Source organism: Nocardiopsis lambiniae, assembly GCF_031845465.1.
Classification (GTDB): Bacteria; Actinomycetota; Actinomycetes; order Streptosporangiales; family Streptosporangiaceae; genus Nocardiopsis; species Nocardiopsis lambiniae.
Genome location: NZ_JAVREP010000011.1, coordinates 107,732 through 127,479, shown reverse-complemented (window position 1 = coordinate 127,479; position 19,748 = coordinate 107,732). Strand labels below are relative to the sequence as shown.

The following is a 19,748-nucleotide window of genomic DNA, read 5'->3' as shown; positions in this document are numbered from 1 at the left end:
GGGATCAGGGCAGGTCGGGGGCGGGTGCCTGGTCGCCCTCGGTGGGTGGGACCAGGGTGGTGCCGAACGTATCACGCAGGTCCACTTCGCCCTCGATCGCTCCGACCAGGCGACGGACCCCCTCGCGGATCTGGTCGGGGGTGGGATAGCAGAAGCTGAGCCGCATGCTCTGGCGACCGCGGCCGTCGGCGTAGAAACCGGTGCCGGGCACGTAGGCGACGCGTTCGCTGACGGCGCGGGGCAGCATGGCCTTGGCGTCGATGCCCTCGGGCAGGGTGGCCCAGACGAAGAAGCCGCCCTCGGGGCGCGTCCAGGTGCAGCCGTCGGGCATCATCGTGCTCAGGGCGGCGAGCATGGCGTCTCGACGCTCGCTGTACATGTCGTTGAAGACCTTGATCTGCTCGCGCCAGGGGAACATGTTGAAGTAACGGCGCACCACCAACTGGTTGAAGGTGGAGTGGCTGAGCATGGCCGACTCGGCGGCCAGGACGAGTTTGGCGCGCACCGCCGCCGGGGCCAGGGCCCAGCCGATGCGCAGGCCCGGGGACAGGGTCTTGGACAGCGAGCCGAGATAGACGACGTTGCCCTCACCCTGGGAGTACAGGGTGGGCCGGGGTTCGCCGTCGTAGCGCAGCAGCCCGTAGGGGTTGTCCTCGACGATGAGGACGTCGTGGCGCCGGCAGGCCTCCACGACCGCGGTCCGGCGCTCGGTGCTCATGGTGATGCCGGCCGGGTTCTGGAAGTTGGGGATCGTGTAGAAGAACTTGACCGGGCGCCCGTCCAGCTCGGCGCGGACCAGGGCCTCCTCCAGCTCCTCGGGGATCACGCCCTGCTCGTCCATGCCCACGTGCCGGATGTCGGCCTGGAAGGCGGCGAAGGTGTTGATGGCGGTGACGTAGGTGGGCGCCTCGGTGAGGACGACGTCGTCGGGGTCGACGAAGACCCGGGTGATGAGGTCCAGTGCCTGCTGGGAGCCGACGGTGACGATGACGTCGTCGGCGGAGGCGCTGATGCCCTCCAGCCTCATGTACTCGCACAGCTGCTCGCGCAGGATCGGGTCGCCCTGGGCGGAACCGTACTGTAGGGCCGCCGCGCCCTCCTCGGAGACGACGTCCTTGACGAGTTCGCCGATCTGGTCCAGGGGCAGCGCGGCGACGTTGGGCATGCCACCGGCCAGGGAGACGACCTCGGGGCGGGACGCGACGGCGAAGAGTGCCCGGACCTCCGATGCGACCATGCCCTGTGCTCGGCGTGCGTAGCGGCCGACGTGCGGGTCGATGCGCGAGCCCTGTCGGTCGGGCTGCTGCTCTCGGGGGTCAGTGGACACGATCCACCTCCGTTGGGAAGGACGGTCGGGCGGTTCGCCGCGACGTCGTTCCGGGATCATCGTTGGTCCTGGTTACGACGCCCGCGACGGACCTGTGGTTCACACGGGTCGCCGGTGACGGCCGGGCCGGGGCGATCCCGATGTGGCGCTCGGGCCGGACGGGCCGTGCGCGAACACGGTCCGGTAAATGCACCGAGTGTAACGCAGGGCGTGGTCCGGCCCCTGGCCGCGTGGGGATTCATGCTTTTAGTCACGTTCTCCCCTTTCGGCGGACTTGTCCGGATCATCACCCGAGGGGTACCCGTTCCGCCGGTGCGACGCGCACACCGATGACCGGATCATGAACGATTCTTCACCCCCGGTGACCGTGTCGGATCCGGGTCGGAGCGCTCCTCTCGGGGACGGTGGGGGCGGGAACACCGCGCCCCGCGGGCGCGGCCGATGATCCGGGGGGAAGACCATGGGAGTCCGCTCGACCGTGACCGGCGCACCGCTGGCGGCCCTGCTGCTGGGGACGGCCTGCGCCCTGGCCTCGTGCGCGCCCGCGGCGGAGGTCGACCCCGCCGTGGTGGAGTTGCAGAAGGCCGCCGAGGCCCTGGCGATCACCGTGCTGCGCCCGGGCGCCGAGCGCGCCTTCGCCCGGGAGGGCCACCCGATCGAGGGCGCCCTGGAGTGCACCGTCACACCGCCCGCCGACGCCTCGCCCTCCCAGGAGGCGGGCGAGGGCGCCGACCGGGCGGACGGCACCACCGTCCACTGCGCCGGGACCACCGAGCAGGGCGCGGAGGTCCGTTTCGAGGGGGAGCTGTCGCGTGAGGCGCTGGCCGCCCGGCCCGTGGGCGATGACGGCCTGCCCGGGACGTTCGTGGGCACCGTCGACGGCGAGGAGGTCTTCCGCATGGACTGTATCCAGTGCGCGCCGGCCGTCGCCGACGACGCGACGCAGCGGCGGTCGGACACGGCCCGCGTCGGCGACTGAACGGGGAGGGCGGCGCCCCGGAGAGACCGAGCCGGGACGCCGCCGACGCGCGGACGGCCCGGGGACTCCCCCGAGGTCCCCATGGGCCCACCTCCGGCCTGTGGACGCGCCCGTCGCCTCCGGGACCCCCCTCAAGGTCCGTGAAGGCGACGAACGCCGGTACCGCTCCCGGTTCGACGACCGTCGTGCCCTCTCTCGCCCGATGATCGTCCCCGGTAGGGGCCGCGCACACCCCATGAAACGCGTCCGACCACCGGACCGCAACGGTTGCACTAGGTTGCGGACTCCGCACCCAGCGGAATCGCCCGCTCGCCGGAGCCGACCCGGGAGCGCAGGGCGCGCACCCCGGGGGCGACCGAGCCCGGCAGCAGGTCCTCCGGATGGTCGGGCAGCACGACCCGCACCACCACGTCCTCGCTGAAGCGATAGGGGCGGCTCTCCACGATGCCGCCCAGGTGACGGCGCAGCCGCGACAGTTCGGCGCGCACCGTCACCACGTGCCCGACCGCGCCGAACACGTCGTGGGACAGCTGGGCGGCGGTGCGCCCGGACCGGTGGACGGCCAGCAGCAGCAACAGCTCGGCGTGACGCGGGGTGGGCCGGTGCGCCCAGCGGCCACTGCTGCCGGCCACGGTCACCGCCGGGGCGGGCCCCGACAGATCGAGGGTGACGGTGGAGGGGGAGGCGCACTCCGCGGGCCGAGGACGGATGAGCCAGCCGCCCGGTAGTGGTTCCAGGGAGCACTCCCCCAGGGCCGGCAGCCAGGCGGTCCCGGTCTCGTGGTGCTTGGGCAACAGGACCCGGCGGACCGGTTCCATGTTGACGACGGCCGCGGTCCACCCGGTGTCGTCGACGACCAGGGCGCGTTCCCTCATCCCCGCCAACAGGGGCGCGGCGACCGAGCGCAACCGCTCCAGGTGGGTGTGGTGGATGCTCTGGAGGTGCGCCTCGGCCAGTTGGGCGACGGCGCTGACCAGGGCCAGTGTGGAGGGGTGGACGGTGCTGACCGGTCCGGTGACGTCGATGGCGCCGAGCAGGCGGCCGTCGCGCGGATCGTGGATGGGGGCGCAGGCACAGGTCAGGGCGTGCAGGCTGCGCACGAAGTGCTCGGCCGAGTAGACCTGCACCGGCCGGCCCACCACCAGTGTGGTGCCGATGGCGTTGGTGCCGGTGCTGCCCTCGTTCCAGTAGGCCCCCTCGATGAGACCGACCCGGTCGCCCATGGTGCGGATCCGGTGCGCGCCGTCCCGCCACAGGATCTGTCCCGAGGCGTCGGTGACCAGCATGATGTGGTCGGCCTCGTCGGCCACCGACACCAGTGATCGGCGGATGAGCGGCAGGACCTCGGAGATGGGGGAGTCCTCCCTGCGCCGGTGGAGTTCCTCCAGGGAGACCATGCGCGGGGGCGGCCCGGCGTCGGGGTCGATGCCGAAACGGCGCGTCCGGCTCCACGAGTCCTCGATGACCGGACGGGGCCGGGCCGGACTCGGATCCCCGCTCAGGGAGGCCTCGTGCACCCGGCGCAGCAGGAGCGCGTGTTCGCGGGCATCGGCCCCTGCGGGCAAGGCCGTGTCCAACGGGGGAAACGACATAAGGCTCCCTGACCTCGTGTTCACGGTGGCGTCCATCCAGTGTCCTGCTTCGGATTCGGCGTCGGTGAGCGAACCGCGACAGAGGCGCGTTTCGGACGTCGATGGCGCCTTCCACCTCCGTTTTCGATGAGGGGTGCCGCGGGGTGGCACTCCAGCCTCCACCATCGCGAAGGTCGAGAACAGCCACCGCGCAAGGGATGGCGCACCATTGGCCGATAACGGACAGGAACGACCGAAGGGGGCGCTCCCACCGACGATTCCATCACCACAGGTCACCGCGGTCCGGTGGCGGCCGATGACCGTTCGGGACAGGCGTCGGCACCGGACGGACGCACGTGCACCACGGCCCCGGTCCCGGGACGCGGCGGCCCTTGGCGGACCCGCGGTACCCCGTTCGGCACGGAAACCGCGGTTCACCCCTCGGACAGGCGGGTGAGCGCGAACCACAATCGCATCCGCTGCTCGGGATCGGCCAGGTCCACCCCCAGTTCGCGTTCGATCCGGCCGATCCGGTAGCGAACGCTGTTGCGGTGCACGCCCAGATCGGCGGCGGCCCGGTCCCAGCCGCCGTGTCGGGTCAGCCAGGCCCGCAGGGTGCGGCGCAGCGTCCGGGCGGTGTCGTCGTCCTCCGCCAGCGGCCCCAGGACCCGGCGGGCGAACGCGTCGGTGCCGGACGCGTCCACCAGGGACGCGAAGGGGTCCGCGTCCTCCTCCCACAGGATCGGAGCGCCCACCGTGCGGGCACGGGCCATCAGGGCGCCCGCCCGGCGGTCCGCCCCGACCAGCGCTCCGGGCGACACGGGGTCGCCGATCACGGCGATCCACCCGTGCGGGACCAGGGCGTCCAGGTCGGCGCGGTGCTCGGCGGCGCCCCTGTCGGCGAGCACGGCGCGGACCGTGCCGTCGGGGAGGGCCCCCACGACCGGGGTCGGCAGGGGGAGCCGGGCGGGCGGGGTGGGGCGGGTCCGTCCGTCGGGGACGGCCCGCAGGACCCGGTAGCGGATCGCGTCCGGGGCGCCGACCAGGTCGGCCAGCAGCGGTGCGGCCCCCGCGCCCGGATCGTCGTCGAGCAGGAGCGCGGCGACGAGCGCGCCCGGGACCGGAGGCGGCCCCGGCGTGGTGCGGGCGATCAGGTCCAGCAGGGCGGTGGCGGTGCGCAGGACGGCGCGATCGGTGACGCCCAGCGGTTCGGGTCGGCCCACCAGGAGCACCCCGTGCTCGCGGGGCGGGGTGCCCACGGTGTGCCAGAACACCTCCGCGTCGCCCAGGCGGGACTTGGCGCTCCGGGGCCCGGCCGGCGCGGTGAGGCGGTCGAGGAGTTCGGCGGCCTCCGGCCCCGGATCGCTCGGGGCGTCGGGGGTGGCGCGCACCGCTCCCCCGCCCCCCGGGGCGAGCACCAGGGCCCAGGCGCGCAGGGCCGAGGCCAGCACGCGCAGGATCCGATCGCCGGGGTCGGGGGCGGAGATCGCGCGGGCCATGTCGCGGTGGGCCTCGCCCAGGCGGCGCAGGTCCCGCAGACGGACCTCCTCCAGGGCCTCGGCGACGGCCCGGCCGACCGCGGCGAAGGGTGTGGGCCGGGGCACCTCGATCAGGGGCAGCCCCTGCCGGTGGCACTGCTCCACCAGGTGGGCCGGAACCAGGTCGTGGACCGGGGTCACACCGAACCCGAGGGCGGCCACCCCGGTCTCCACCAGGGCGGAGACGTAGGCGCGCACCCCGGCGGCATCGGCCGGCAGGTCACTGCCGGCGGTCAGCAGCAGTTCGCCGCCGCGCAGATAGGGGGTGGGATCGGCCAGTTCGCTGGACACCGCCCAGGTCACCCTCGGGTCCCCGGACGCCACGACCGGGCGCAGGTCCAGATCGCGTCGGGCCAGCACGACTCCCAGCGCGATGCCCTCGACCTCACCGGGTTCCTCGCCCCGTTCCATCCGCGTTCCCCCGCCCGTGTTTCCCCCGTGTCACCGCGGTCGACGTGTGCGCGACCATTCGGGATGTTCCGACCAGAAGAACACACTCGACTGTGCGATTCGTCCACTGGAGCGTGCCCCTGTTCCCGCCTAGCCTGACCGAAACGCGTGTGACCTGCGCCGATGACGTCGCGGGGCGCACCGACATCCGCCGCGCCGCGCGCGCCGACCACGAGAGGGACACCACCGACCGATGAGCGCACCGATCGGACCCACCGACTCCAGCCTCGTACCGCGTTTCGCCGGACCGGCGACGTTCGCGCGGCTGCCCCGCATCGACCAGGTCGAGCGGGCCGACATCGCCGTGGTCGGCGTCCCCTTCGACTCCGGTGTCTCCTACCGGCCCGGCGCCCGGTTCGGCCCTTCGGCGATCCGCGAGGCCAGCCGACTGCTGCGCCCCTACCACCCGGGGCTGGACGTGTCCCCGTTCGCCGTCGCCCAGGTGGTCGACGGCGGTGACATCGCGGTCAACCCCTTCTCCATCGGCGACGCGGTGGAGACCATCGACGAGGCCGCCTCGCAGTTCGTGCGGGCGGGGACCCGCCTGGTCACCCTGGGCGGCGATCACACCATCGCGCTGCCGCTGCTGCGTTCGCTGTACCGGCGGCACGGTCCGATCGCGATGCTGCACTTCGACGCCCACCTGGACACCTGGGACACCTACTTCGGCGAGCCCTACACCCACGGCACCCCGTTCCGGCGCGCGGTGGAGGAGGGCATCCTCGACACCGAGGCGATCAGCCACGTGGGCACCCGCGGCCCGCTGTACGGCAAGAAGGACCTGGAGGACGACCGCCGGTTCGGGTTCGGGATCGTCACCTCCGCCGACGTCATGCGCAAGGGCGTGGACGAGATCGCCGACGCCCTGCGCCAGCGGATCGGCGACCGGCCGCTGTACGTGTCGGTGGACATCGACGTGCTGGACCCGGCGCACGCGCCCGGCACCGGCACCCCCGAGGCGGGCGGGCTCACCAGCCGCGAACTGCTGGAGATCCTGCGGGGCCTGTCCTCCTGCAACCTGGTGGGCGCCGACGTGGTGGAGGTCGCCCCCGCCTACGACCACGCGCAGATCACCTCCACCGCCGCCTCCCACGTCGCCTACGACCTGGTCGGCGTGCTGGCGCTGAACCACGGCCGCACGGCCTGAGTCCCCCGGGGCCCGGCCCGTCCGGGTCCCGGTCCGGCGGTCGCGCGTCAACGGCGCCGCGCGACCGCCGCCCCTCCCCATCACCCGCGACATCCCGCGGGGACATCCCCCTCCTCTGGAGCACGCCGTGTCCGCACACCAGGAACCATCACCGATCGAGATCGAAGCACCACAGAAGGTGACGGAGATCGAGACCTACGGGGTCGCGCCGATCCCCGTCCGGGCCCAGACGTCCCGGCCCTTCGACCTCTTCCGGCTCACGTTCGGCGGCGCCAACACCTTCGCGACCATCATTCTGGGCACCCTGCCGATCGCCTACGGGCTCGGGTTCGCCGCCTCGGCTGCCGCGACCGTGGTCGGTGTCATCGTCGGCGCGCTCATCCTGTCGCCCATGGCCCTGTTCGGGCCGCGCACCCGCACCAACAACGCCGTCTCCTCCGGTGCCCACTTCGGTGTGGTCGGCCGCGCCCTGGGGTCGCTGCTGTCGCTGCTGACCGCCGTGGCGTTCTTCTCCATCTCGGTGTGGGTGAGCGGCGACGCCATCGTCGGCGCCACCGCCCGTCTCGGGTACGAGGGCGGTGACGGACTGCGCGCCACGGCCTACGGGGTCATCGCGGTGGCCGTGTTCGCGGTCTGCGTGTACGGGTACCGGTTCATGCTGCTGATCAACAAGGTCGCGGTGGTGGCCGGCAGCGCCCTGATGCTGCTGGGCGCGGTCGCCTACGGCGGCTCCTTCGACCCGTCGTACGCGGGCAGCGGCGAGTACCTCCTGGGCGGATTCTGGCCCACCTGGGTGCTGGCGGTGCTGACCATCATGGCCAACCCGGTGTCGTTCGGCGGGTTCCTGGGCGACTGGTCGCGGTACATCCCCGCCTCCCACTCCACCCGGTCGATGCTGGCAGCGCCGTTCCTGGCGCAGGTCGCGACCCTGCTCCCGTTCTTCTTCGGACTGGCCACCGCCACCCTGGTCGCCGACCCCGGCGACTACGTGACGGGCCTGGCCGTGGTCTCCCCGCTCTGGTACGCCCTTCCGCTGCTGCTGGTGGCCCTCGTCGGCGGTCTCTCCACCGGCACCACCGCGCTGTACGGCACCGGCCTGGACTTCTCCTCCCTGGTGCCGCGGCTGAACCGGGTGCAGGGCACCGTGGTGGTGGGCTGTCTGGCGCTGGTGCTGATCTTCGTCGGCACGTTCCTGTTCGACATCGTCGAGACGATCAACGCCTTCGTGATCCTCATCGTGCTGCTCACCTCGCCGTGGATGGTCATCCTGATGCTGGGCTACCTGTTCCGGCGTGGGTTCTACCGGGTCGAGGACCTCCAGGTGTTCAACGAGGGCCGCAGGGGCGGCGCCTACTGGTTCACCCGGGGCGTGAACTGGCGCGCCATGACCGCCTGGCTGGCCGCCGCCGCGATGGGTCTGGTCTTCGCCAACACACCGATGCTGGTGGGGCCGCTGGGGAACCTGGCCGGCGGCATCGACCTGAGCCTGCCGGTGGCGCTGCTCACCGCCGCCGTCGTCTACCCGGCCGCGCTGGTGCTCTTCCCCGAACCGCGGTCGGTGTTCGGGCCCGCCGGGCCCCGACTGGTCCCGGCCGCGCCGGACACCGAGCCCGAACCGGAGCCGCGTCCGAGCGTCCCGGCCTGATCACGACCGCCCACGCCCCCACCCGTTCCATCACCCCATCGACACGAGGACACATGCGCATCCACGAGTTCGCCACCCTGCCCGGTCTCGTCGACGGCGAGCCGCTGCCCGCCCCGGAGGGTCCCGTCCTGGAGCTCGTCGACCCGGTCACCGGCGAGGTCCACGGCCGTTCCGGGGTCTTCGGGGCCGCCGAGGTGGAGGCGGCCATGGACTCCTCCCTACGGGCCTTCGCCGCCTGGCGGCGCGCCACCCCGTCCCGCCGCCAGGACGCCCTGCTCGCCCTGGCCGACGCCCTGGCCGCCCGGGCGGAGGAGTTCGCCGACGCCGAGTGCCGCGAGACCGGCAAGCCTCGCGCGGACGTCCTGAACGAGGAGATCCCCTTCTGCGTGGACACCCTGAGGTTCTTCGCCGGGGCCGCCCGCCACCTGGAGGGCCGGGCCGCGGCCGAGTACCTGGAGGGCCACACCTCCTGGATCCGTCGTGAACCGCTGGGGGTGTGCGCGGGCATCACCCCGTGGAACTACCCGCTGATGATGGCGGTCTGGAAGATCGGTCCGGCGCTGGCCGCCGGGAACACGGTGGTGCTCAAGCCCGCCGAGACCACGCCCACCACCACGGTGATGCTCGCCGAGCTGGCCGCCGGTGTCCTGCCCGCCGGCGTGCTCAACACGGTGGTCGGAGACCGCGACACCGGCCGACTGGTGGCCGCCCACCCGGCGGTGCGGCTGGTCTCGGTGACCGGTTCCACCCGGGCGGGCGTGCAGGTGGCCCGGGCGGCGTCGGAGGACCTGAAGGTCCTGCACCTGGAACTCGGCGGCAACGCGCCGGCACTGGTCTTCGCCGACGCCGACCCGGCCGACACCGCCGAGGGCGTGCTGGCCGCCGGGCTGCTCAACGCCGGGCAGGACTGCACCGCCGCCTCCCGGGTGCTGGTGCACGAGGATCTGCACGACGCGTTCGTGGCCGAGCTGGTCGCCCGGGCGAAGGGGCGGGTCACCGGGCTGCCCAGCGGGGAGGCGAGCGACTTCGGTCCGCTCAACAACGCCGACCAGTTCGCCCGGGTGCTGGGCCTGATCGAGCGGCTGCCCGCGCACGCGACGGTGGCGACCGGCGGGCACCGGGTGGGCGATCGCGGGTTCTTCCTGGCCCCGACCGTGGTCACGGGGCTGCGCGCCGATGACGAGATCGTGCGCGAGGAGATCTTCGGCCCCGTCATCACCGTGCAGCGGTTCGCCACCGAGGAGGAGGCGGTCACGCTGGCCAACGGGGTGGAACAGGGGCTGGCGTCGTCGGTGTGGACCACCGATCACGCCCGGGCGCTGCGGGTGGGCGCGGAGCTGGACTTCGGTGCGGTGTGGATCAACACCCACGGGGCGCTGGTGTCGGAGATGCCGCACGGCGGCTTCAAGCACTCGGGTTACGGCAAGGACCTGTCGTCCTACAGCCTGGAGGAGTACACCCGGGTCAAGCACATGATGAGCGCGATCGGTTGAGCCGGAGCGGCGGGGCGCTCCGGCGCACGGACGCGCCCCGTCTCAGCCTCCGGCCGTGACGGTGCGGGCCTCCAGATGCGCCCACGTCAGAGCGGTGACGTGGTCGGCCATGGTGTCGGGGCTCTCCTCGGGATGGTCCAGCAGCCAGTCGGCGAACGCGTCGGCGGTGCTGACCGCGATCCGCGCCAGGAGTTCGGCGTCGCGGGAGTCGGCGGCCCCGGGCAGGCCGCCGCAGGTGGTGATGAGGGCGGTGACCTCGGCCAGGACGCGGTCGCGCGCCCGGGTCACCTCGGCGGCGAAGGGGCCGCCCTGTGCGGCGGCGCGACGGTACAGGACGGTCCAGCTCTCCCGGTTGTCGACCACGAATCCGAAGAAGGCACGGATTCCGCGGCGCAGGGGGTCGTCCCCGGCGGGGATCGAGGGGTCGTGGGCGGCGGTGCGCAGGGCGAGGATGAGCCGCTCGGATTCGCGGCGCACACAGGCGTTGAAAATACCTTCCTTGGAGCCCAGATAGTGGTACATCGTCGGCTTGGACGTGCCCGCGGCCTCGGCGATCTGCTCGACGCGCACCGTGTGGTAATCGCTTCGGGAGAAGGCCGTGACGGCGGCGTCGATCATCAGCTGTTCACGGATCCGACGGGGCAGTCTGCGCTGTTTGGTCTTCACGTTTCAGAACTTTATTGGTTCGCCGCGTTTTCACCAGGGCCTGTCGTCACCCGGTTTTCGACGAGGACGCCTTCGGATTCCGTGGCGACCGCATGACCTGTGACTACCGGTGAGTCCACCCTTACACATGGTGGCGTTTCCCACATTCGGGGAGGTTTGGGCGGCCGGATACCGCACAGGAGTGCGCGGTTCCCGGCCGCCCCTTGTCAGCGCGGTGCGTACGGCCTCACAGGCGCGCGGGACGCAGCTCCAACGTGCAGCACTTGGCGCCGCCGCCGGCCTTGCGCAATTCGTCGAGCTCGACCGGGTGGACGATCAGCCCTTCGGCGCGCAGCCGGTCGGCCAATGCGACGGCCTCGGCGGCGATGACCACGTTGCGCCCGTCGCAGACCGCGTTGAGGCCCAGGACCCGGGCGTCGTCCTCGGTGGCGATCAGGGCGTCGGGGAACAGTGATTCCAGTACCCGACGGCTCCCCGCGGAGAAGGCGCCCGGATGGTAGGCGATACGGTCGCCCGGCAGGGCGAACAGCGCCGTGTCCAGGTGGTAGAAACGCGGATCGACCAGTTGCAGGGTCACGACCGGACGGCCCAGGAAACGTTCGGCCTCCTGGTGCGCGGCGGCGTCGGTACGGAATCCGGTACCGGCGAGGATCACGTCGTCGAGGGTGATGAAGTCGCCCTCCCCCTCGTTGACGTGCTTGGGCTCGCGGGTCTCGGAGAACCCGGCCGCGCGGAACCATTCCAGGTAGGCGGGCCCCTCCGGCGTGCGCTCGGCGCTGGCGAACCGGGCGCCGTAGACCCGGCCGTCCACCACCAGGCCGCCGTTGGCGGCGAACACCATGTCGGGCAGTCCCTCGATGGGGGCGATCTCGTCGACCTCGTGCCCCAGTTCGAGATAGAGGTCGCGCAGCGCCTCCCATTGTCGAATGGCCCTGTCCCGGTCGACCCGCACCGCCGGGTCCATCCAGGGATTGATCGCGTATTCGACCGCGAAGTAGGTGGGACGGCACATCAGATAGTGCCGTCGAACAGCCACCGAACCGGCCGGGTTCTCCATTGAACCTCCAGTGAAAACCGTTCAGAACACGGGACGAGCCGCGGTGGTACAGGTCTTTATCGCCCGTGGTCCACCACGTTCGATGAAGGGATACCCGCGCCCGGGTCGGGCCAAGAGGAACGGTCCGATGAAAAGATCCCCGCACCCGCGGGGATCGTGATCAGCGCCCACCCGCCCGGGACACCGCCTCCTCCAGTTCCTCGCGGTTCATCTTGGAGCGGCCCGGCACGTCCAGTTCCGAGGCGCGCCGGAGCAGTTCGCGTTTGGTGCGCCGACCCTCGCCCCGGCCGGGCGGTCGCGGGCCGGGCAGGCTGCGGCGCAGCGCGTCCTGGAGCGCGTCGTCCGCGCGGCCCTCGGGACGGCGCGGACGGCTCCTGTCGCCGGGACGGTGGGTGATGGTCCCCCCCTTGGCCTTGGCCCGGACCAGCTCGGTCAGTCGGTGACCGTAGCTGTCGTCGTAGTGGGCCGGGTCCCAGTCCATCGCCATGGAGCCGACGAGTTCGCGGGCCAGGGCCAGCTCCTCCTTGCCCAGGGCGACGTGCGGCACAGGCGGCATGACGTCGTCGGGGGTGCGCACCTCGTCCGGCCACCACAGGGTCGAGGCCGACAACACGCCCCGGATCGGTTCGATGAGGACCGGGGACTCGCGGTCGCGCAGGACCACCGTGGCGGTGCCCACCCGGCGGGTCTGGTCCAGGGCGCTGTGGAGCAGCCGATAGGGCTCGGCGTCGCCGGGGTCGCGCGGGGCGACGTAGTAGGTGGCGGCGTACCACAGGGGCCCGACGGCGCCCTCGGAGACGAACCCGTCGATGCGCATGGTGCGCGACCCGTGCGGGAGGATCTCCTCCACCTCCTCGGGTTCGAGGACGACGTACTCGTCCTCGACGGCGGTGCGGGCGCCGCGCACGATGTCCTCGGCGGGAACCTCCTCGCCGGTGCGCTCGTTGACGCGGACGTAGCGGATGCGGTCGGCGGTGCCGCGTTCGAACTGGTGCAGGACCGGACCGCGCCGTTCGCGGGCGCTGTAGAGGCGGATCCCTATCGGGACCTCGCCGAACATCAGAGTGCCCACCCAGACAGGATTGACCATGGTGCCTCCCTTGCTCCCATGATCACCGTGACCGGGCAAAATACCGGTCGAGAAGCACAAAGAACGGGTCAGGGGATCGATCGGACCGAAACCTCCCCATACCGAGCCCCGTTCGTGAACCGACCGGTCGGTATTGCTAGTGTCACGGCAGTCCGTGATTGGAGTTCCTCCCATGAGTACGACCGTCAAGGCCGCCGTCTTCTCCGCACTGGGCGCGCCCCCCGAGATCCGGGACCTGGTACTGCCCGACCCCGGCCCCGGTCAGGTACGGGTCCGCATCGCCGCGGCCGGGGTGTGCCACTCCGACCTGTCCCTGTCCAACGGGACCCTCGCCCAGAAGTGGCCCGCCGTCCTGGGCCACGAGGGCGCCGGGACCGTCGAGGCCGTCGGTGAGGGCGTCACCTCGGTGAGCCCGGGCCAGCACGTCATCCTCAACTGGGCGCCGGCCTGCCGCGCCTGTTGGTTCTGCCGCAACGACGAGCCCCACCTGTGCAAGCACGCCCTGGACCGGGCGGCCGTCCCCTACGCCCACCTCACCGACGGCACCCCCGTCCATCCCGGGCTGGGCTGCGGCGCGTTCGCCGAGGCCACCGTGATGGACGCGGACGCCGTGGTACCGCTGCCCGACGGCCTGGACCCGGCGGCCGCGGCCGTCCTGGGGTGCGCGGTGCTCACCGGATGGGGCGCCGTCAACAACTCCGCCGCCGTGCGGGCCGGGCAGTCCGCCGTGATCATGGGACTGGGCGGGGTCGGTCTGTCGGCATTGCAGGCGGCCCGTCTGGCCGGGGCCGACCCGGTGATCGCCGTGGACGTCTCCCCCGCCAAGGAGGAGCTGGCCCGCTCGTTGGGCGCCACCGAGTTCCTGCTCGCCGACGAGCACCTGTTCAAGGCGGTGCGGGCGCTCACCGGCGGACGCGGCGCCGACCACGTGTTCGAGGTGGTGGGTTCGGCCAAGGTGGTGCGCACGGCCTGGAACATCAGCCGACGCGGGGGCACGATCACCGTGGTCGGCGTGGGGTCCGCCCACGACGAGGTGACCTTCAACGCGCTGGAGCTGTTCCACCAGGCCCGCACGCTGCGCGGGTGCGTGTACGGGTCCAGCGACCCGGCCCGCGACGTGCCGATCGTCGCCGAGAGCGTGCGCTCGGGCGACCTGAAACTGGCGGCGATGGTCACCGACGAGATCCCCCTGGAGGGGGTCGCCGCCGCCTTCGAACGGATGAGCCAGGGCAAGGGCGGCCGTTCGCTGATCCGCTTCGGCGCCTGACCGACCGGGGGCGCCGCCCGGCGCCCCCGGTTCGCGTCCGCCCCTCGGAACCCTCCGCGGCCCAGGGGTCGAGCAGACCGCCACGGTCGGGTACGGCACCGGGGCGAACACCGGGCGCGTACCGATGGGTTTGTCATCACCTGACAAAAGCTGTGGCGTACGACACACATCACCCTTGTCCTCCACCGCACGAAGGAGCACAGTCGTCACCATCGCGCACACCGTGCCCTCCGGCACGGCCGACCTCCGAGGAGACGCACCCCCATGAGCAGCGGAACGGATCAGGCCGACGCGATCGTCGTCGGCGCGGGCCTGGCGGGCCTGGCGGCGGCGGCCGAACTGGCCGACGCGGGCAAGAGGGTGATCCTGCTCGACCAGGAACCCGAGCGGTCCCTGGGCGGGCAGGCGTTCTGGTCCTTCGGCGGCCTGTTCTTCGTGAACTCCCCCGAACAGCGCCGCATGGGCATCCGCGACTCCAAGGAGCTCGCCCTCCAGGACTGGATGGGCACCGCCGCCTTCGACCGCCCCGAGGACGCCTGGCCGCGCGAGTGGGCCGAGGCCTACGTGGACTTCGCCGCCGGGGAGAAGTACTCCTGGCTGCGGGAGATGGGGCTGCGGCTCTTCCCCATCGTGGGCTGGGCCGAACGCGGCGGCCACCTGGCCGGCGGGCACGGCAACTCGGTGCCCCGCTTCCACATCACCTGGGGCACCGGCCCGGGCGTGGTCGCCCCGTTCGAACGCCGGGTGCGCGCCGCCGCCGAACGCGGCCTGATCTCCCTGCGCTTCCGCCACCGCGTCGACGAACTCGTCGTCACCGACGGCACCGTGACGGGGGTGCGCGGCGCGGTGCTCGCGCCCAGCGACGTCGAACGCGGGCAGGCCAGCAACCGCGACGTGGTCGGCGACTTCGCACTGGCCGCGCAGGCGGTCGTGGTCACCTCCGGCGGCATCGGCGCCGACCACGACCTGGTGCGCGCGAACTGGCCCGCGCGCCTGGGCGAGCCGCCCGAGCACATGCTGTCGGGGGTGCCCGAGCACGTCGACGGGCGCATGCTCGCCATCACCGAGAACGCGGGCGGACGGATCATCAACCCGGACCGGATGTGGCACTACACCGAGGGCATCCAGAACTGGGACCCGATCTGGTCCCGCCACGGCATCCGCATCCTGCCGGGGCCCTCGTCGCTGTGGCTGGACGCCACCGGCAAGAGGATGCCCGCCCCGTGCTTCCCGGGGTTCGACACCCTGGGCACACTCGACCACATCATGAAGAGCGGCCACGACTACACCTGGTTCGTGCTCTCCCAGAAGATCATCGAGAAGGAGTTCGCGCTCTCGGGGTCGGAGCAGAACCCGGACCTGACCGGCAAGGACGTCGGACTCCTCCTCAAGCGCGTGCTGCCGGGCGCTCCGGGACCGGTGGAGGCCTTCAAGGAGCACGGGGTGGACTTCGCGGTCGCCGACCGGCTCCCCGCGCTCATCCAGAAGATGCGGGCGATCGCGGGCGACGGGGTGCTGGACGCCGACGTGGTCACCCGCGAGGTGGTGGCCCGCGACCGGGAGATGGTCAACTCGTTCACCAAGGACCTCCAGGTGACGGCGATCCGCGGGGCGCGCAACTACCGGGGGGACAAGCTGATCCGGGTGGCGGCCCCGCATCAGATCCTCGATCCCAAGGCGGGCCCGCTCATCGCGGTGCGCCTGCGGATCCTCACCCGCAAGACGCTCGGCGGCCTGCACACCGACCTGGACGCGCGGGTGCTGCGCGCCGACGGCACCCCGTTGCCGGGCCTGTACGCGGCCGGCGAGGTCGCCGGGTTCGGCGGCGGCGGCGTGCACGGCTACCGCGCCCTGGAGGGCACCTTCCTCGGCGGTTGCCTCTTCTCCGGTCGCACCGCCGGTCGGGCCGCCGCCGCGGCCCTCTGACCCTCTTTCGACACCGGCCGAACCCGCCGGACGGCGGACGGCGCCGGGCGGCCCTCTCGGGGCGCCCGGCGCCGTCGTGTGCGCGGGGTCGTCAGTCCTCGGTGTCCGAGGGGTCCTGCTTGCGCGGTCGGCCGCGACGGGGGATGTCCCCGGCCTTCTTCGGCATCCGTCCCGCGTCGCCCAGGGCGCGGCGCAGGAGGAACTCGATCTGGGCGTTGGTGCTGCGCAGTTCCTGCCCCGCCCACCGCGCCAAGGCGTCGTGGACGGCGGGGTCGAGCCTCAGCAGCACCTTCTTGCGCTCCGGCACGGCAACCTCATCCGATCACTGGTACAACGTCCCCGTATTGACGACCGGGCTGGCCGGCCGGTCCGAGCACAGCACCACCAGCAGGTTGCTGACCATGCCGGCCTTGCGCTCCTCGTCCAATTCGACCACGTGCTCCTCCGACAGGCGGGCCAAGGCGCGGTCGACCATGCCCACCGCGCCCTCGACGATCTCCGCGCGGGCGGCGATCAGCGCGCCGGCCTGCTGGCGCTGGAGCATGGCCTGGGCGATCTCGGGGGCGTAGGCGAGGTGGGTGAACCGGGACTCCACGATGCGCACGCCGGCGGCCTCGACGCGTTCGCCGATCTCCTTCGACAGGCGTTCGGTGATGGCGTCGGCGTTGTCGCGCAGCGACAGGGCGCCCTCGGCGTCATAGGAGTCGTACGGGTAGTGGCCGGCGATGTGGCGGACGGCGGCCTCGGTCTGGATGGAGACGAACTCCACGAAGTCGTCGACCTCGAAGGTGGCGCGCGCGGTGTCCTCGACCTGCCAGACGACGACGGCGGCGATCTCGATGGGGCTGCCGGAGGCGTCGTTGACCTTCATGACGGAGGTCTCGTGGTTGCGGATGCGGGTGGAGACGGCGGTGCGCTCGGTGAGCGGGTTGACCCAGCGCAGGCCGTCGGTGCGGACACTGCCGACGTAGCGGCCGAAGAGCTGCACGACGCGGGCCTCGTTGGGGGCGACCATGGTCAGTCCCAGAAAGAGGAACAGGCCGATCACGCCGATGACGATGCCGACCGGCAGGGCGACGAACAGCGGCAGGATCTCGACGCCCATCAGGAACGGCGCTCCGGCGACGGCGGCTCCGACGAGGATCAGCACCAGGGCCAGGACCGCCATGCCGATGCCGTCCCGGGTCCTGGCCGGGGTCTCACGATACTGGGGCGCGGGTTCGATCCGTTCGTCCATCTGTGGTCCGTTCTCCTCGGTGGTGATGACCGGAGCATAGCATTGTGATATCACTTTTCCTACAGCCGGTTCCGAGACCCCCGAACACCGAGAGGAGACGCGGCCACGATGAGCACCGACACACCGCGCCTGCGCCCACCCCAGCACCGTGTGGACCCCCGAGCCGTCCGCTGGTGGACGACCCGCTCCCTGGCCGTCACCGTGCCCCTGACCGTGATCCCGGTCGTCCCCGCGCTCCTCTGGGAGCCGGTACGCCCCTGGTTCCTCATCGCCGCCGCCGTCATCGGCTGCCTGGGACTCCTCATCACCGTGGTGATGCCGCAGTGGCGCTACCGGGTCCACCGCTGGGAGGTCACCGACACCGCCGTCTACACCTCCAGCGGCTGGCTCTGGCAGGAGTGGCGGGTGGCCCCCATGTCGCGCATCCAGACCGTGGACACCGAACGCGGCCCCCTCCAACGGGCGTTCGGACTGTCGAGCGTGACCGTCACGACCGCCTCCGCCGCCGGCCCCATCGAGATCGCCGGCCTCGACCACGCGTTGGCGACGCGGGTCGCCGAGCAGCTCACCGAGACCACCCAGGCCGTTCCGGGGGACGCGACATGACCACCGTGCAGCCACCGCCGACCGATCGCGCCCCCCTGGGCGACTGGCAGGGCGTCCACCCGCTGAGCGTGTGGGCCGACACCGCCGTCGCCGCGGTGTTCATCGTCCCCACCGCGATCATCGGCACCGTCGTCCTCGTCGTCCTCGGTCACCCCTGGTGGGCCGTCGCGCCCCTGCCCGGGGCCCTGGCCCTCATCGCCGGCCTGACCGCCGTCGACATGGTGATCCTGCGCGCGATCTCCTACCGGGTCACCGACGAGCGCATGGAGATGCGCTCGGGCGTCTTCGCCAAGACCTACCGCTCGGTGCCGCGCGAACGCGTGCGCAGCGTGGACGTGGCCGCGCCGCTGTACACCCGCCCCTTCGGCCTGTGCTCGGTCACCATCGGCACCGGCGAGCAGGCGGGCCCCGACCGGCTCAAGCTCCAGTTCGTCACCGCCGCGCAGGGTGAGCGGCTGCGCCGCGAACTGCTCCACCGCGCGGGCGCGGGCGGTGCGACCCCCGAGGACGCCGAGACCGACGGGACCACCGGACTGGAACTGGCCCGGCTGGACCCGCGCTGGTTCTCCTACGCCCCCGCCACCACCGCCACCCTGGGCATCGGCATCGGTGCCATCGCCGCGCTGATCGGTGCCAACGCCCAGAGCGAGGGCTGGATCTACCGGTGGATCTCCGAGCAGGCCGGGTTGCCCACCACCGCCGAGATCGGCTCGTTCGTGATGACCCGCGCTCTGGTCGTGGTGCCGCTGTCGCTGCTGACGCTGTTGATCTCGGGCGCGGTCGTGCTCCTGGCCGTGGCGGTCGAGACCTGGTGGGACTACCGCCTGACCCGGGAGGGCGACGGAACGGTCCGCCTGCGCCGGGGCCTGCTCACCAGCGTGTCGCTGTCGGTGGAGGGGCGCCGCCTCAACGGCGTCACCCTGCACGAACCGTTCGTGCTGCGCGCGGTGGGCGGCGCGGCCGTACGGGCGGTCGCCACCGGCCTGTCGGCGGGTGACGACGAGAAGACCCAGGCCAAGAGCCGCCTCTCCCCGGCCATGCCCCGGGCCCGCGCCCGCACGTTGGCCGCCGACCTGATGCGGACCCCGCAGTCGCCCCTGGATCCGCCCCTGACGCCGCACCCGAGGGCCGCGCTGCGCCGCCGGTTCGTGCGGGCCGGGTGGGCCGCGGTGGCGGGCCTGGTCGTGGCCGGGACGCTGACGTGGCTGCACTCGCTGGCCACCGCCGCCTGGTGGGAGGTCGTCCACGGGATCGAGGAGGAGCTCAACCCGCTGCCGGTGGCCACGTACGCGGTGGAGGCCGCCCCGGCCTGGGGATGGTGGGTGCTCGGCGCCGCGTTCGGCGCGACGGCGTTCTGGTACGCGTTCGGCTCCTACCGGGCTCTGGGGCACGGCCTGCACCCCCGCTACCTGGTGGTGCGCCAGGGCATGGCGGTGCGCGACACCGTGGCCCTGGAGCGCTCGGCGGTGATCGGCTGGCGGATCACCCGTTCACCGTTCCAGCGTCGGGTGGGACTGGCGAGCGTGTCGGCCACCACCGCCGCGGGCAAGGGCGTGTACACCGCGACCGACGTGGGTCTGGGCCAGGGCCTGGCCTGGGCCGAGGAGGCGGTCCCCGACCTGCTCACCGAGTTCTTGGAGCGGGACACGGGGCCGGGCGTGGAGTCGGACGGGGGCCGGGGCTGACCGTCCCGCACGCCCATCGGCGACGACCGGTCCCGGTGCCCGCACCGGGACCGGCGCGCGTCGG

16 protein-coding genes are annotated in these 19,748 nt (G+C 72.4%); 8 read left to right on the top strand and 8 right to left on the bottom strand.

What is annotated here, in order from left to right:
- Positions 1 to 4 precede the first annotated feature (4 nt).
- Positions 5 to 1,237, bottom strand: coding sequence for an aminotransferase-like domain-containing protein (locus RM479_RS17475; protein WP_311512885.1), 1,233 nt, complete (start codon positions 1,235 to 1,237; stop codon positions 5 to 7).
- Positions 1,238 to 1,787: 550 nt separating this feature from the next.
- On the opposite strand from RM479_RS17475, the gene RM479_RS17470 reads away from it, so the two are divergent.
- Entirely contained in the window at positions 1,788 to 2,306 is a 519-nt protein-coding gene (locus RM479_RS17470) for a hypothetical protein (protein ID WP_311512781.1), read from the top strand.
- A 272-nt stretch (positions 2,307 to 2,578) separates the two neighbouring features.
- Here RM479_RS17470 and RM479_RS17465 read toward each other — a convergent pair whose 3' ends face one another.
- The gene (locus RM479_RS17465; protein ID WP_311512780.1) at positions 2,579 to 3,898 is read right to left on the bottom strand and encodes a GAF domain-containing protein; all 1,320 of its coding nucleotides are present in this window, start codon (positions 3,896 to 3,898) and stop codon (positions 2,579 to 2,581) included.
- Between the two features lie 413 nt (positions 3,899 to 4,311).
- Entirely contained in the window at positions 4,312 to 5,826 is a 1,515-nt protein-coding gene (locus tag RM479_RS17460) for a PucR family transcriptional regulator (RefSeq protein ID WP_311512779.1), read from the bottom strand.
- 232 nt (positions 5,827 to 6,058) lie between these two features.
- Between RM479_RS17460 and speB the strand changes: the two genes are divergently transcribed.
- The 3 genes from speB (at position 6,059) to RM479_RS17445 (ending at position 10,150) form a co-directional block, all read left to right on the top strand.
- A complete protein-coding gene (gene speB / locus RM479_RS17455; RefSeq protein ID WP_274809901.1) occupies positions 6,059 to 7,012 on the top strand; it encodes an agmatinase in 954 nt (317 codons plus the stop codon).
- 127 nt (positions 7,013 to 7,139) lie between these two features.
- A complete protein-coding gene (locus RM479_RS17450; RefSeq protein ID WP_311512778.1) occupies positions 7,140 to 8,657 on the top strand; it encodes a purine-cytosine permease family protein in 1,518 nt (505 codons plus the stop codon).
- 53 nt (positions 8,658 to 8,710) lie between these two features.
- A complete protein-coding gene (locus RM479_RS17445) occupies positions 8,711 to 10,150 on the top strand; it encodes an aminobutyraldehyde dehydrogenase (protein WP_311512777.1) in 1,440 nt (479 codons plus the stop codon).
- 42 nt (positions 10,151 to 10,192) lie between these two features.
- Here the strand turns inward: RM479_RS17445 and RM479_RS17440 are convergent, their stop codons facing one another.
- The 3 genes from RM479_RS17440 to ku all read right to left on the bottom strand — a co-directional run bounded on the left by RM479_RS17440 (position 10,193) and on the right by ku (position 12,963).
- Positions 10,193 to 10,816 carry a TetR/AcrR family transcriptional regulator gene (locus tag RM479_RS17440; RefSeq protein WP_274809904.1) on the bottom strand — a complete coding sequence of 208 codons (624 nt, stop codon included), beginning with the start codon at positions 10,814 to 10,816 and terminating at the stop codon, positions 10,193 to 10,195.
- A gap of 226 nt (positions 10,817 to 11,042) precedes the next feature.
- Positions 11,043 to 11,873, bottom strand: a complete 831-nt coding sequence (ddaH, locus tag RM479_RS17435; RefSeq protein ID WP_311512776.1) for a dimethylargininase — start codon at positions 11,871 to 11,873, stop codon at positions 11,043 to 11,045.
- Between the two features lie 160 nt (positions 11,874 to 12,033).
- Positions 12,034 to 12,963, bottom strand: coding sequence for a non-homologous end joining protein Ku (gene ku / locus RM479_RS17430; RefSeq protein WP_311512775.1), 930 nt, complete (start codon positions 12,961 to 12,963; stop codon positions 12,034 to 12,036).
- A gap of 172 nt (positions 12,964 to 13,135) precedes the next feature.
- Between ku and RM479_RS17425 the strand changes: the two genes are divergently transcribed.
- Both RM479_RS17425 and RM479_RS17420 read left to right on the top strand, forming a co-directional pair.
- Positions 13,136 to 14,230, top strand: a complete 1,095-nt coding sequence (locus RM479_RS17425; protein WP_311512774.1) for a Zn-dependent alcohol dehydrogenase — start codon at positions 13,136 to 13,138, stop codon at positions 14,228 to 14,230.
- Positions 14,231 to 14,494: 264 nt separating this feature from the next.
- Positions 14,495 to 16,156, top strand: coding sequence for an FAD-binding dehydrogenase (locus tag RM479_RS17420; protein ID WP_311512773.1), 1,662 nt, complete (start codon positions 14,495 to 14,497; stop codon positions 16,154 to 16,156).
- 91 nt (positions 16,157 to 16,247) lie between these two features.
- Here the strand turns inward: RM479_RS17420 and RM479_RS17415 are convergent, their stop codons facing one another.
- Both RM479_RS17415 and RM479_RS17410 read right to left on the bottom strand, forming a co-directional pair.
- Entirely contained in the window at positions 16,248 to 16,463 is a 216-nt protein-coding gene (locus RM479_RS17415; protein ID WP_274809909.1) for a hypothetical protein, read from the bottom strand.
- Positions 16,464 to 16,478: 15 nt separating this feature from the next.
- A complete protein-coding gene (locus RM479_RS17410) occupies positions 16,479 to 17,393 on the bottom strand; it encodes an SPFH domain-containing protein (protein ID WP_311512772.1) in 915 nt (304 codons plus the stop codon).
- 108 nt (positions 17,394 to 17,501) lie between these two features.
- Between RM479_RS17410 and RM479_RS17405 the strand changes: the two genes are divergently transcribed.
- Both RM479_RS17405 and RM479_RS17400 read left to right on the top strand, forming a co-directional pair.
- Complete coding sequence (locus RM479_RS17405; protein ID WP_311512771.1) at positions 17,502 to 17,999, top strand: PH domain-containing protein; 498 nt, start codon at positions 17,502 to 17,504, stop codon at positions 17,997 to 17,999.
- A complete protein-coding gene (locus tag RM479_RS17400; protein ID WP_311512770.1) occupies positions 17,996 to 19,684 on the top strand; it encodes a PH domain-containing protein in 1,689 nt (562 codons plus the stop codon). Before RM479_RS17405 ends, RM479_RS17400 begins: the two co-directional genes overlap by 4 nt.
- Positions 19,685 to 19,748: the final 64 nt, after the last annotated feature.

What these genes read in the sequence shown, in the direction of transcription:
- RM479_RS17475 (WP_311512885.1), bottom strand. Translation starts at nt 1,237, where the DNA reads ATGGTCGCATCGGAGGTCCGGGCACTCTTCGCCGTCGCGTCCCGCCCC.
- RM479_RS17470 (WP_311512781.1), top strand. Translation starts at nt 1,788, where the DNA reads ATGGGAGTCCGCTCGACCGTGACCGGCGCACCGCTGGCGGCCCTGCTG.
- RM479_RS17465 (WP_311512780.1), bottom strand. Translation starts at nt 3,898, where the DNA reads ATGTCGTTTCCCCCGTTGGACACGGCCTTGCCCGCAGGGGCCGATGCC.
- RM479_RS17460 (WP_311512779.1), bottom strand. Translation starts at nt 5,826, where the DNA reads ATGGAACGGGGCGAGGAACCCGGTGAGGTCGAGGGCATCGCGCTGGGA.
- speB (WP_274809901.1), top strand. Translation starts at nt 6,059, where the DNA reads ATGAGCGCACCGATCGGACCCACCGACTCCAGCCTCGTACCGCGTTTC.
- RM479_RS17445 (WP_311512777.1), top strand. Translation starts at nt 8,711, where the DNA reads ATGCGCATCCACGAGTTCGCCACCCTGCCCGGTCTCGTCGACGGCGAG.
- ddaH (WP_311512776.1), bottom strand. Translation starts at nt 11,873, where the DNA reads ATGGAGAACCCGGCCGGTTCGGTGGCTGTTCGACGGCACTATCTGATG.
- ku (WP_311512775.1), bottom strand. Translation starts at nt 12,963, where the DNA reads ATGGTCAATCCTGTCTGGGTGGGCACTCTGATGTTCGGCGAGGTCCCG.
- RM479_RS17425 (WP_311512774.1), top strand. Translation starts at nt 13,136, where the DNA reads ATGAGTACGACCGTCAAGGCCGCCGTCTTCTCCGCACTGGGCGCGCCC.
- RM479_RS17420 (WP_311512773.1), top strand. Translation starts at nt 14,495, where the DNA reads ATGAGCAGCGGAACGGATCAGGCCGACGCGATCGTCGTCGGCGCGGGC.
- RM479_RS17410 (WP_311512772.1), bottom strand. Translation starts at nt 17,393, where the DNA reads ATGGACGAACGGATCGAACCCGCGCCCCAGTATCGTGAGACCCCGGCC.
- RM479_RS17405 (WP_311512771.1), top strand. Translation starts at nt 17,502, where the DNA reads ATGAGCACCGACACACCGCGCCTGCGCCCACCCCAGCACCGTGTGGAC.
- RM479_RS17400 (WP_311512770.1), top strand. Translation starts at nt 17,996, where the DNA reads ATGACCACCGTGCAGCCACCGCCGACCGATCGCGCCCCCCTGGGCGAC.